The organism is Thalassolituus sp. UBA675, from assembly GCF_002297765.1.
GTDB lineage: Bacteria > Pseudomonadota > Gammaproteobacteria > Pseudomonadales > Oceanobacteraceae > Thalassolituus.
Map to the genome: position 1 here is coordinate 83,704 of NZ_DBNJ01000013.1, position 12,085 is coordinate 95,788.

At 52.4% G+C, this 12,085-nt stretch carries 13 protein-coding genes; 4 read left to right on the forward strand and 9 right to left on the reverse strand.

The features are described from left to right. Nucleotides 1–3: 3 nt before the first annotated feature. From B3007_RS06980 to B3007_RS07010, 7 genes are read right to left on the reverse strand one after another with little or no spacing between them, the layout of a single operon-like run. Nucleotides 4–1,053: a tetratricopeptide repeat protein gene (locus tag B3007_RS06980; protein ID WP_301378190.1), complete on the reverse strand. Its 1,050-nt coding sequence runs from the start codon at nucleotides 1,051–1,053 to the stop codon at nucleotides 4–6. A gap of 10 nt (nucleotides 1,054–1,063) precedes the next feature. Further along, a complete protein-coding gene (locus B3007_RS06985; protein WP_297533819.1) occupies nucleotides 1,064–1,945 on the reverse strand; it encodes an ExeA family protein in 882 nt (293 codons plus the stop codon). Nucleotide 1,946: 1 nt separating this feature from the next. Beyond that, entirely contained in the window at nucleotides 1,947–3,551 is a 1,605-nt protein-coding gene (mshL, locus tag B3007_RS06990; RefSeq protein WP_297533820.1) for a pilus (MSHA type) biogenesis protein MshL, read from the reverse strand. Between the two features lie 10 nt (nucleotides 3,552–3,561). After that, a complete protein-coding gene (locus B3007_RS06995; protein WP_301181829.1) occupies nucleotides 3,562–3,885 on the reverse strand; it encodes a hypothetical protein in 324 nt (107 codons plus the stop codon). Further along, a complete protein-coding gene (gene gspM, locus B3007_RS07000) occupies nucleotides 3,878–4,543 on the reverse strand; it encodes a type II secretion system protein GspM (protein ID WP_301378189.1) in 666 nt (221 codons plus the stop codon). Before gspM ends, B3007_RS06995 begins: the two co-directional genes overlap by 8 nt. Next, a complete protein-coding gene (locus B3007_RS07005) occupies nucleotides 4,540–5,226 on the reverse strand; it encodes a hypothetical protein (RefSeq protein WP_301378188.1) in 687 nt (228 codons plus the stop codon). Before B3007_RS07005 ends, gspM begins: the two co-directional genes overlap by 4 nt. Then, on the reverse strand, nucleotides 5,210–6,154 hold the full coding sequence (locus tag B3007_RS07010) for a hypothetical protein (RefSeq protein ID WP_068439329.1): 945 nt from the start codon (nucleotides 6,152–6,154) through the stop codon (nucleotides 5,210–5,212). The genes B3007_RS07005 and B3007_RS07010 overlap by 17 nt, the downstream gene beginning before the upstream one ends. A gap of 180 nt (nucleotides 6,155–6,334) precedes the next feature. Here B3007_RS07010 and trmL point away from each other — a divergent pair, with 180 nt between their 5' ends. After that, nucleotides 6,335–6,799, forward strand: a complete 465-nt coding sequence (gene trmL, locus B3007_RS07015; protein ID WP_301378187.1) for a tRNA (uridine(34)/cytosine(34)/5-carboxymethylaminomethyluridine(34)-2'-O)-methyltransferase TrmL — start codon at nucleotides 6,335–6,337, stop codon at nucleotides 6,797–6,799. A 70-nt stretch (nucleotides 6,800–6,869) separates the two neighbouring features. On the opposite strand, the gene secB is transcribed toward trmL, so the two are convergent. Both secB and B3007_RS07025 read right to left on the reverse strand, forming a co-directional pair. Next, the gene (secB, locus tag B3007_RS07020; RefSeq protein ID WP_068439325.1) at nucleotides 6,870–7,334 is read right to left on the reverse strand and encodes a protein-export chaperone SecB; all 465 of its coding nucleotides are present in this window, start codon (nucleotides 7,332–7,334) and stop codon (nucleotides 6,870–6,872) included. 20 nt (nucleotides 7,335–7,354) lie between these two features. After that, nucleotides 7,355–7,768 (reverse strand): rhodanese-like domain-containing protein, encoded by a 414-nt coding sequence (locus B3007_RS07025; protein WP_068439323.1) that lies wholly within the window; start codon nucleotides 7,766–7,768, stop codon nucleotides 7,355–7,357. Nucleotides 7,769–7,942: 174 nt separating this feature from the next. On the opposite strand from B3007_RS07025, the gene gpmI reads away from it, so the two are divergent. The 3 genes from gpmI to B3007_RS07040 all read left to right on the forward strand — a co-directional run bounded on the left by gpmI (nucleotide 7,943) and on the right by B3007_RS07040 (nucleotide 12,076). Continuing rightward, nucleotides 7,943–9,478 (forward strand): 2,3-bisphosphoglycerate-independent phosphoglycerate mutase, encoded by a 1,536-nt coding sequence (gene gpmI / locus B3007_RS07030; protein WP_301378186.1) that lies wholly within the window; start codon nucleotides 7,943–7,945, stop codon nucleotides 9,476–9,478. A 17-nt stretch (nucleotides 9,479–9,495) separates the two neighbouring features. After that, a complete protein-coding gene (locus tag B3007_RS07035; RefSeq protein WP_068439318.1) occupies nucleotides 9,496–10,617 on the forward strand; it encodes a murein hydrolase activator EnvC family protein in 1,122 nt (373 codons plus the stop codon). A gap of 100 nt (nucleotides 10,618–10,717) precedes the next feature. Beyond that, nucleotides 10,718–12,076 (forward strand): S41 family peptidase, encoded by a 1,359-nt coding sequence (locus tag B3007_RS07040; protein WP_301378185.1) that lies wholly within the window; start codon nucleotides 10,718–10,720, stop codon nucleotides 12,074–12,076. Nucleotides 12,077–12,085: the final 9 nt, after the last annotated feature.

Consider the following 12,085-nt stretch of genomic DNA (forward strand, 5'->3'; position numbering starts at 1 on the left):
GTTTTACTCCAGCAGCCCTTGCTGATATTTCACCCAGTCTTGCTGTGGTTTACTCAGAGGGTAATTTTCGGTGAGGAACTCAAGGCTTTGTTGTGCTGCGGCGGTTGCGCCAGCGTCTATTTGTGCCTGAGTGCGGGCAATAGCCCACTGTGTATTACGCGGCTCCTGTTGTATCAGGCGCGAGTAGTATTCTGCGGCCGCCTGATACTGCCCAAACATATGCAGGCCCGGTGCAATCGTACTGAGCCAGGTGCGACTCTGATTCGTGGCGTATTTTTCGGACGCAGCAATAAACTCATCACGCATCCCCTGCTCCAGATAAATACGGGCCTGCAGTGCGGGATACTCAATCGCGGTTCCCAGCTTGATCGCCTCTTCTAACTGAGACAACGCGCGTTGCCAGTCGCCATTGCGATAGTAAGTTACCGCACGGATATAGAAATTCTCAGGGTCCAGACGTCGTGTCACACTCGCACTTGCTGCGTTAGCGTCTTTTGCAATGGAGGCTTCTGTGGAGTGGGCTTCTATGACGGAGACTTGCACGGATGCTGCTTCAGGCTCGTCGACCACCAGGGCTTCGGGAATTGAAGCTGGAGCCTCTGATCTGGCTTCAGCAGGTTGGACGACCGCGGCAGGTGGCGACTGTTCCTGAGCGGCTACCTCTTCAAGAAATACTGAATTACCTGCCACTTCAGGTTCTGGTGCAATGGCCAACGTAATTGTTTCGGGTTGCTGCATTTGCTGCGTCTCTCTGCCTGTGTCGCTTAAAGGCATCTCTGCTGGGCCAGACACTTCAGCAATGACGGGAACAACGGCTGGATTCGTTCCCGTTACAGGAATAACAGGTATAGAACTGCGATTAATTACAGACGGATCAGACTCAAAATACTGACTGAAATACAATACAAACACAGCAGCAAGAATAGAGATCACAAGTGCAGGCCATATCATCACACGATGGTTGTTCTCGTGATCGGCATAGCCAATAATTTCTCCGGGTGTGACTTCTCGCTGACCATCGAGATCTTTCAGAACCTGATGTATAAGACTCATAGTTCGCTCCTTATAGCCCGATAACGAGTTTCAGACGTTCATGCCATGCGATCGGTTGTTGAATACTTTCAGTGTCTGCTGCCGCCTTTTCTACATGCTGAGCATGGATGGCCTTACTGCCCTGACCGAAGGCCACCAGCAAGCATTTGGCGGCCAGAACATTGACCAGCCTCGGTGTACCACCGCTGCTGATCCATAAAAATCGAACGGCCCCCCGTGTAAACAGCGGCTCACCACGGTAGCCTGCGCAGACCAGTCGGTGATTCAGGTAATGACTGACACTCTCAGGCGTACGTAACGCTTCAATATGAGCGGACGTGGTGATGCGCTGGCGCAGTTGCCGGAAGCGTTGTTCACTCAGGATGTCGTCTAATTCAGGCTGACCGAAGAGAACGATCTGGACCAGTTTCTGACGTTCTGTTTCGAGGTTGGAAATGAGTCTTAATGCCTCCAGCGTTTCTGCTGGCAAACACTGGGCTTCGTCAATGACCAGGACCAGGCGCCGTCCTTCCTGAGCGATATTAAGAAGATAACGCTGAATATCCGCCCTCAGCTGGCTCAGTCTAGAGTGGCCAGATAATCCGAGTTCATCTCCGATTGCCAGCCAAAGTGCTGTGGGAGATAGCGTCGGATTAGGAATATAAGCAGTATCACTGTTAACTGATTCAAGGTGATTCAGAAGACGTCGACACAACAATGTTTTTCCAGTGCCGACTTCTCCAGTGACTTTGATAAAACCTTCACCGCCAGCCAGTGCATACTGAACGGCTTCAAATGCTTCGTCATGAGACTCAAGGCCGACGTAAAATCCGGTATCCGGCGTCAAAGAGAAAGGGGTGTCACTCAGTCCATAATGTGACTCGCAAGCTTGCTTGATCTCAGTAACATCCATCTCACCACTCCGGCAATAACACGCGAGAGTAACGGCTGTTGAGCTGCTCTATACGCTCCGCAGGTAACTGTGTACCGATAATTCGGGGCTGAATAAGAATGACCAGTTCACTCTGGACTGTCTCGCGGCGCGTCTGACGGAACAATGCACCCAGCACAGGAATATCTCCCAGTACCGGTACCTTGTGCACAACATCGTTTGACTTGTTCTGCATCAGTCCGCCAATAACAACGATCTGGCCTGAGCGGGCACGAACAATAGAATCTGTCTCGCGAACGGTACTGGCTGCGACCGGCAACGAATATTCATCATCGTTCAGCTGGATACGTTTCTGTTTTTCCTCGACTTCTGTCACGCTCGGATGAACGTGCAGGGTAATGTCTTCGTCATCACCAATCTGTGGGGTCACATCGAGAGCAATACCCGAGAAAAATGGCGTCAGCTCAATTTCAGGAGTATCCGAGGTGCCTGTTACCGTTGCCGTCGTTGTGCGGGTCACGTCGGTAACAAAATATTCGTCGTTACCGACTTTGATCACTGCTTTCTGATTATTGACGGTGGCGATACGTGGACTAGAAAGTACCTCGACATCACCTTGTGTTTCCAGAAGGCTCAGGGCACCGGCAAAGTTACCTGCATCGATATTGAGACTGAAAATACCAGCCAATTCATTCGGGTCATTTAAAGCAGTTGAGGTTTGTGTTGCCCAGACGTCATTCTTTCCCGTCTGTGCCGCAATCGTATTCCAGTTAATACCACTCTGGTAACCGTCACTGAGTGTGACTTCTACTATTTTTGCTTCGATCAGAACTTGCTTCTGTACAGTCAGCTCAGCCTGCTCCAGGTATTTCTGAACCTGAGTCAGTGTTCCAGGCATTGCACGAGCAATGACAAGGCCAGCATGCGCATCAACGACGACGGAGGCACCTTCCTCTGAAGCCATCATAAGAGACAGTGTCGAACGCAGGTCTTTCCAGAATTCAGAGCCGGTCAGTGTCTCTACTTCTGAGGAATTAGTCTGATTACCGTCGTACTCGCCGAACACAGAGGTCGCTGCTCCGCTGTTCTCTGCGTCAGAACTGGTCATACCACTACTGACCTTCATACCTGAACGGCCTGAACGCATGACATTTAGGTAGTTAATCGGAAATATGCGGGTTTGCGCAGCCTTAGGAAGAATCTGCACGCCATATCCAGATTCATTAAAGTCGTACCCGTAAATATCACGAACAGCCATCAGGGCTTCACGGACAGTTACGTCTTTAAGGTTTAAAGAGATTTTGCCGCTGACATCCGGATGAACAATCATATTCATCCCAGTACCTTCGACCAGGCTGTTGAAGAATGCCGGCGCAGGCACCTGATTGGCAGTGACATCAAAACGCTCTTCAGCTTTTTCTGGCAAGGCGATTTCTGGCATCAGGCTTTTCGGGTCCAGGCCAGCCAGCATAGGAGCATCTGCTTCGAGCAATTTCTTTGGTGCAGCTGGTCGCTCTGCTTTCTGATCTGTCTGCTTCTGCGTATAGGTCGTCGCGCATGACGCCATAAGCAGGCTGGCAACAATCACAGCAGCTCGGTCGAACCTTGTATTTCTAAATATTTTCACAGTCTGCATCCTACTTACCAGAATGTTTCGTATTACTAAGTAAAGACAGTGTTTTAAGTTTCTGCCTGTATTTCAGAACAACTTTGCCTGATGTAATTTTCACAACCCGGGCACCGGAAACGATATCGCCCTCTTTCACTAAGTTGCCGTTAATTACCGCAGACGCTCCGTTCTGACTCATTTTTATCTGTTGTAGCGTAAAGCTTGTTCTCTTTACTGCTGATTGCTCAACCGCTGCAGGAGCGAACTGTGGCGGCTTCATCGGATCACTGGCCGCCATCGCATTCAGGAAAAGTCCGCTCAGGCAAAGCGCCATAACGACTGATCTAATCACTGAGAATCTCCTCACGGGTACTGAGGGTAAAGACTTCAAGATAAAGCTCACCGCTGGGGTAGTTTTCAACCGTGTAGTCAAGCGACTGCCAGTAGAGTTTCCATGGCATCGAATCCAGACGTTGCAGATAACTCATCAGCGACGGGTAGTCAGCGGACATGCGAATTTTCATGCCATGGCGGTAAAGGTCGACGTCACTGTATTCAGAGCCGAGCGCGATGCTCTCGCCCTCACTATTCTCGAGACTGATCAGCTTGAGTCGGGTGTCCTGAGTCATCATCGATTCCAGTACCGATGGCATATTTTCAGGGGCGACCAGGGTATCGGTAAGACTCTGAATCCGCTCATCTACGACGTCTTTCTGACCCAGAACTTTTTCTATGTCATCGCGCACGGCGTCATTCGGGTCAAGCACAGGGGTACTGCGTAAACGCTGCAAATGAGCCTCCAGGCGCAAAGCGTTAGACTCAAGTTCGTTCGCTTGCTGGCGCTCATTCAGCGCCGTCGTCCAGATGGGAGCTGCGATAAAAAACAGAACGACAGCCGCAATGACGACATGCGCTGTGATCAGTACGAGCTTTCTCTCTCGGGCACTCAAGTCACGATACTTTTCCAGCCCTGAGACAATACGAGGGTCTTTCCACCAGATTATCTTCACAGGACATCCTCCCGTGCACGACGCATCAACTCGGCAGACGTCAGCGCCGCATTACGAGGCTCCGCCGGCTTTTCTTTTTCACGTGGACGGGTATCCAGCTTGAACGTCAACCAACGGCTATCTTCCTGTTTACGGACGTCAACGAAACGGAATGCCTGCTCAGAAAAACCGCTGCGTTTGAGAAGGTCAGAAACGTAACGAGAGATTTTCGCCGGATCATCGGTAAAGCCTGAGATATTGATGTGACGCCCCTCGTCGTAGAAGGCGAAACTCTTGAGCCAGACTCCTCGGACATCCTGATCCCCTAACTCTTTCACCATGGTGGTGAATGACGTGCTGCTGTCGAGTTCCTGTTGAGTCAGATAGCGCAGAATTCGCTGACTGCTTTCAAGATCTTCGCGGAGTTTGGCACGCTGGGCGACGAGAGCATCATCCAATTTGAGCGGCGGACGCTCACTTTCAATATTGGCAACCTGCTGCTCAACAATGGCCTGACGCTCCTGCATGCCTTCCAGACGGTGCCCCTGCCAGTACCAGTTGATCACCAGACCGAGAAGAACAACGACCGCAATGCCAACATGCAAGCCAGCACCAATCAGAATCATCTTCAGATCACCAGGGATCTTAGGAGGCTGGAACTCGTCCAGATAGAAATTGACCCGTTGTTTAATTTCCCAGCTCATAGCTAAGCGCCCCTCCGAGTGCAACGGCCAGAGACGCCGTGAGTGGGCGGTCATCTTCCTGACGGTTAAAGGAGCTTTCCAGCGACATCAGGCGGACGGGCGTATTCACACGCTCCTCAAGTTCACCCAAGGCATCGGTCACATCGACAAGATCAGACTTCAGCATCCACAACTGAGAAACTGCACCCAGCCCCAGCTGACTTTCGAAATAGTCCATCGAGCGTTGCAGCTCAAGGGCAAGCACATCAATGCGGCTGTTTGGCTGCATACTCAACCCACCCTCTTCGACATTAAGCGAACTGAGGCCCAGATCGTCGGTTCCCAGAGAAATCTGACGAGTGAAGTAGAGTGCTCCGTCACGGTAGAGATAAATGACACCGCTATTACCTTCGAGGCGCACGACAGCGACGCTGTCCTCGGGCTCAATACTTGCCAGAAGATTCAGAACCGCCAACTCGTTGATAATGATCTGCTCTAACTGCAGATTGCTGTCACGGCAGAATTCAACGATCTCCTGCAGATATGCCCTGTCGGTAATCGCGGCAAACGCCATGCTCATTCGCCCACGATACGCATCGCCGGGAAGAGGAAATGCCTGCAACACCTTATCGGCGGCAGGCGCTCCGACCAGCTCGTCGATACGAAAGCTCAGCGCATCTGTCAGCTCTTCCGGTGCAACTGGGGGTGCATCCACTAGCTGCAAGTCATAGCGTTCGCTATCCATGCAGACCACGGTCGGCGAACCTGCTAACCCCTGAGCTTCGATCCATTCGGACAATTCAGCAAAGCCTGACTCATCAGCCTCTGCGATATAGCTGGAGACGACCCCACGCTGAGTGCGGTGTACTGCCCAGGCACGACCATGATTGATCTCTATTCCCAGACATCCCTGCGCGGTTCGACGTTGTTTCAGCCACGGCAGCTGCATGGCAACCCTCACACAAATTCAACTTACTGAATCTGAGTGTAGACCATGGTGGGAAAAGCGATGGTCTGAGACGACACGCCTGACTATAATGACCCCGAGCCGACCCAGAAAGTGGCCCAAAGCAATAAGATTTCTATTTTAGTGCGTCGAGTGCACCACCCCTACTTCCGGATATCCAGCGTGTTTCATATCGTTCTTTTCGAGCCAGAGATTCCACCCAACACGGGCAATATCATTCGTCTGTGCGCTAACACAGGCTGTCATCTGCACCTTATTGAGCCCCTGGGCTTTGACATGGAAGAGAAAGCATTGCGCCGGGCGGGTCTGGATTACAGCGAGTGGGCGAGCGTGGAGATACACAAAGACTACGAAGCGTTTGTTGATTGCGAACATCCACAACGCCTCTTCGCTCTGACTACAAAAGGTAAGACCCGTCATTCTGATGTTGCTTTCACCAAGGGGGATTATCTGATGTTCGGGCCAGAAACCCGAGGCCTGCCCGAGGATGTAAGGCTGACGATTCCAGAAAAAGACTGGCTGCGTCTGCCCATGCTGTCACACAGCCGCAGTATGAACCTGTCGAATGCCGTTGCAGTCATGGTCTATGAGGCCTGGCGCCAGCTTGGCTATGAGGGTGGACAATAAGCCAGAAGTGAGAGTCTTACAGATACAAAAACGCCCCGATCTTCGGGGCGTTTTTGTTGAAGCAGCATTATTAATGCGTTGGCTGTTCGCCAGCCTGCTGGGCCTGTGCTTCTTTAACACGCTGCTGATACAGGGCGTCAAAGTTGATCGGCGCCAGCATCAGCGCAGGGAAACCGCCTTTGACAACCAGGTTATCGACGTTTTCGCGCAGATACGGGAACAGAATATTAGGGCACATAGCACCCAGCATCGGGCCCATCTGCTGTTCTGGAATATTCGCCACAACGAAGAGGCCACACTGTACCAGTTCAACCAGAAACGCGGTGTCGCCGTCGTTCTTTGCAGTCACAGTCACTTTTACAGTAACTTCGTAGTGCTGTTCATCGACTTTGCGACCATTGGTATTCAGGTCGAGCTTTACTTCAGGCTTCCACGGCTTGGTAAATGCCACTGGAGAGTTAGGTGCTTCGAATGACACGTCTTTGGTGTAGATACGCTGAAGAGCGAACTGCGCCTGTTCTTTATTTTCGGCCATTGGTTGGTTCCTTATCAGATTTAATTCTTAACGACTGGCAGATTCTGGCTGTTCCATTCCATCATGCCGCCTTTCATACGTACAGCGTTGAAGCCTTTTTCACGCAGCATTTTACCCGCCATGCTGACGGTCTGGCCTGTTTTGCACACCAGTACAATCGGACGCTCGCGTTCTTTATCCAACTCATTCATGCGCTGAGCAAGGCTTGCATACGGAATGTTGACCGCGTTCACAAGGTGACCTGCTTTGAAGTCAGCCTTGTCGCGGATGTCCAGAACCAATGCGTTCTGGCGGTTGATCATAGTCGTCGCTTCAGCGGTGGACACAGTCTGCCCGTTGCGGCGGTTGTTATCCCAGAGCAAAGCGATCAGAAACGCTGCCCAGATACCTACCAGCCACCAGTGATTTACGACAAATTCAATGTACTGATCCATTAGCCTGTCTACTGTCTTTCAATATGGAGGCCGGAGTATACCGTCACTGGCGCTGTGCCTCCACCGCCGACGCATTGTCATTCCTGTATATGACAATTATTCGCGGGCGCTTTGTTCAGTGTCGCACGGGGGTAAGGTATACTGCCGTTTTGCTGTAATTCTGAGTGTACGGACATGACCACGCGACCAAAACCGACCGCCCTGATTATTCTTGATGGCTGGGGCTACCGCGAAGAAACCGCGAACAACGCCATTGCCAATGCGAATACCCCAACCTGGGATCGCCTTCTGAATGAATACCCGAATGCTCTGATTCAGACCTCAGGCGAGGCCGTTGGCCTGCCGGATGGCCAGATGGGTAACTCTGAGGTTGGCCACATGAACCTCGGTGCTGGTCGCATCGTGTATCAGAACTACACTCGCATCAACAAAACTATCCGCGATGGCGAGCTGACCAGTAACGCAGCTCTCGCAGCGGCGATGGACAAAGCGGCAGAGACAGGCAAGGCCGTGCATCTGCTTGGTCTGCTATCGCCGGGCGGTGTTCACAGTCACGAAGATCACCTGATTGCCCTGCTTGATATGGCCAAAGAGAAAGGTGTCAGCAAGGTCTGCATCCACGCGATTCTCGACGGCCGCGATATGCCACCACGCTCAGCCGAACCGTCGCTCAGCAAAATTGAAGCGCATTGCGCGACACTCGGTAACGCCGCCATTGCGACTGTGATTGGTCGCTTCTACTCGATGGACCGTGATAACCGCTGGGACCGTGTCGAGCAAGGCTATAACGCCATGACACTAGGTCAGGCCGAATTCTCAGCACCAACAGGTGTTGATGCGTTGAAAGCCGCTTACGAGCGTGACGAAAACGACGAGTTTGTTAAAGCCACTGTGATTGGCGACCAGCCGGGCAAAGTGGAAGACGGCGATGCCATCATCTGCTTTAACTTCCGCCCAGACCGCGCCCGTGAAATCACCCGCGCGTTTGTCGAAGGTGATGAATTCAAAGGCTTTGAGCGCCAGGCTCACCCGGCCCTGTGCGACTACGTCATGATGACGGAGTACGCCGCTGACATTCCAGCCAGCTGTGCTTTTCCGCCGGAAAAGCTGGTCAATGGCATTGGCGAATACATTTCTGACAAAGGCATGAAGCAACTGCGTATTGCTGAAACAGAAAAATACGCCCACGTGACCTTCTTCTTCTCAGGCGGTCGCGAGCAGGAGTACGACGGCGAAACCCGCATTCTGGTGAAGTCACCAGATGTTGCCACTTACGACCTGCAACCTGAAATGAGCGCACCGGAAGTCACCGAAAAACTGGTAGACGCCATTAAAAATGGGGGTTACGACCTGATCGTCTGTAACTATGCAAACGGCGACATGGTCGGTCACACCGGTGTCTACGACGCTGCTGTTAAAGCCGCGGAATGCATTGATGACTGCCTGCAGAAAGTAACTGACGCGATTCTGGAAGTGGGTGGCGAGTGCCTGATTACTGCCGACCACGGCAATGCCGAGCAGATGTTGGATGAAAATGGCCAGGCGATGACTCAGCACACCACCGGCCCAGTGAATCTGATTCACGTCCACAACCGTGCCGAAGGTGGCCTGAACACCGGACGCCTGTGTGACGTATCACCTACCCTTCTTGATATTATGGGCGTCGAACAACCGGCTGAAATGACCGGTGTTTCGCTACTGACCAGGTAATCCAGACTTACGACCTCATGCTACGTTCTGTTGTTGTCATCCTGACTATGATCATCAGCCTGACCGTTCAGGCTGATGACCAGGCGCGTCTGGATCAGATCAAAGCCGAAATCAAAAAGCTGCAAAGTTGGCTCACTGAAGCCCGTGAAGAGCATGATGAGCTGCAACAACGCCTGCGCAAATCCGATCAGGAAATTGCCGCGCAGATCAAAGAGATAGAAGCTACCCGCGCTCGTTTGCGTGAGGAGCAGATTCGCCTAAAAAAGCTTCAGGCGGAGCAGGCCCAGGTTCGTCAGCTCCGTAACCGCCATCAGAAACTATTAAGTGAACAGATACGCCTTGCCCGACAGATGGGTGATGAGGCAGCCATACGCTTCTGGCTCGCTCAGGACGATCCAGCCCAGAACCAACGAATGACCCGCTATTTCGGTTATTTCAACCGTGCCCGCCTTGAAAACCTCAGTAACACCATCGCCGAACTGAACCGGTTGGATAACCTCGAAGTCCTGATCGCAGAGCAGGAAGCTCAGTTACGCGAGAGTGATGCGCGCCTGACGCGGGAAAACAAACAACTCGAGACGCGCCGCGCAGAGCAACAGACTCTGCTCGCTAAGCTTGATCGCCAGATGAGCAGCGAAAGTGAACGTCTGAAACAGCGAGAAGCTGACCGAAAACGCCTCGAATCCCTGCTGGCCGAAGTTGAAACACTGGTCAGTAACAGCCCGCGACATAACGATGAAGTGCCGTTCCGTAAGATGCGCGGCAAGCTCCCCCGACCACTTGCCGGCCCTGTGCTCGCTGCATTTGGCAACCGCAATGGCCCCAATGCACGTTGGGAAGGCTGGAAGATAGGCACACGGGAAGGCGCAGACATCCGCGCGATACATCATGGCCGGGTTGTATTTTCTGAATGGCTCCGGGGCTTTGGTCTGCTGTTAATTCTTGACCACGGCGATGGCTACCTCAGCCTTTATGCTCACAATCAGACTCTGCTCAGGGACGTTGGCAGCTGGGTAAATGGTGGTGAAATTATTGCGACCGCCGGGAAAAGCGGCGGACAACAGAGCGCCGCCCTCTACTTTGAGATTCGTCATAAAGGTCAACCGCAAGACCCGGCGGCCTGGCTGAAGCGCGGATAAAACGACCAGATTAAGAAGAAAAACGCCTCTGAACAGGCCATTCTTAACAGCCAGACAGTTTTGTGCCATGCTTGCGGCACGTTATACAGAGCGAGTGAACATGCTAAGGAAACATCTGCTCCGCCCCTTGATTGCCAGTGCAGTCATCGTTATGCCGTTATCAGGTATCGCTGAAGAGACCGCAGTAGATATCACAGAGGATCAGTCGGCGATTGAAAGCAGCCCGCAAATCCAGCAGGAACTGCCCCTTCAGGATCTTCGCACGTTCACCGAAATATTCGAACGCATCCGCAGCTCGTACGTTGAAGAGATCGATGACAAGACGCTTTTCAACAATGCCATTAAAGGCATGCTCAATTCTCTCGATCCGCACTCCGCCTACCTTCAGGAGGAAGACTTCTCCGACCTCCAGGAAAATACCTCAGGCAAGTTCGGCGGCCTTGGTATTGAAGTCGGCATGGAGAACGGCCTGGTTCGTGTCATTACACCGATCGACGATACCCCGGCACAACGTGCAGGCATACGCGCTGGCGACCTGATCGTCAGCCTCGATGGCGAGCCCGTGATGGGCTTATCACTGAGCGATGCCGTTGAACTCATGCGCGGCGAACCCGGTACGCCGATTACGTTAGAAGTACGCCGCAAAGGTGAAGCCGAACTTCTCAGTTTCACGATTGAACGCGCAGAAATCAAAGTGGCCAGCGTCCGTACCGAAATGCTCGACGGCGAAATAGGCTATGTCCGCCTGACGCAATTTCAGGAAAACACCGGCATTGAACTTCAGGAAGCGCTGCGCGCCTGGCAAAACGATTCTGACCTCAATGGCCTGATTCTGGATATGCGTAACAATCCGGGCGGAGTACTCCAGGCCGCAGTTGTTGTCGTCGATACCTTTATTTCAGAAGGCCTGATCGTCTACACCGAAGGGCGCTCGCCTATGTCAGATGTCCGCTACGAAGCGCGCAAAGACACTCTAGTGCCAGACATCCCTATTGTTGTGCTAATTAACGGTGGTTCTGCCTCAGCGTCAGAAATTGTCGCTGGTGCTTTACAGGATCACAGCCGTGCCGTCATCGTGGGAACTCAATCGTTCGGCAAAGGCTCCGTTCAGACGGTTCTGCCAGTCTCAGAGACCGCTGCGGTCAAACTGACCACAGCCCGCTACTTTACACCGGACGGCCGCTCTATTCAGGCGCAGGGTATCGTGCCGGATATCGTCGTCGAACAAAGCGAAGTGACGCCAAGTGAACAACAGTACTACAAAGAGTCTGATTTACCCGGGCACCTTGAAAACCCTGACGGCGAAGTCACTTCAAAGAACAGCAAAGAGAGCCAGAAAGAAAATAAAAGCGATGACCTGATTCGTCGTGATTTTCAGCTCTATGAAGCACACACATTGCTCCGTGGTGTCACCATCCTTAGCCCAAAAAAAACCAAAAGCAGTACGACTGCTGAATAAGGATGGTCC